Here is a 484-nt window from a genome sequence, read left to right as displayed (position 1 = left end):
TTTGAGACGTGCTGAAACCTAAGCATTACATTACTTAATGGCTCTGCCAGAACGATGACACCCAAAACATCCCCCTGATAAAGCATGGCAGTGTAAGTCACAATTCGGCAAACAGAGTTACAATCTACACGCCAAGAGGGCGCTTCTCTCTGGAGCACCTCCCTAACACTCTCTTGGTGTTGCAATGAGTCAGTCGAGTGTAATATACCAAGCTGAGTATCAAACAAAGCCAATACTGACAATCCCCCATCGGCTTGTAAATTCCAATCAAGCTCTTCTATTTCACTGCGAAAACTTTCGACATCGTTTCCCCGGATTGCCTCCATTAAAATTTTATTCAAACTTGCCGAGTTCGCTAGCTGTATCACTTTATCCGCAGAAGTTTCTATCAAACGATTTAATTGCTGTTCATATTGGGCATGCACAATAAGCCGGTTAGACTCAAACTCATGCGTTTTCCACTGAGACATCAACAAAGAAAAGA

General features: G+C 42.8%; 1 protein-coding gene. It reads right to left on the bottom strand.

Annotated features, from left to right (window positions below):
- On the bottom strand, positions 1-484 hold a 484-nt coding region (locus A3766_RS10480), incomplete at both ends, for a cache domain-containing protein (RefSeq protein WP_156508863.1).

It is taken from the genome of Oleiphilus sp. HI0132 (assembly GCF_001635845.1).
This window is presented reverse-complemented; position numbering and strand designations above follow the sequence as displayed.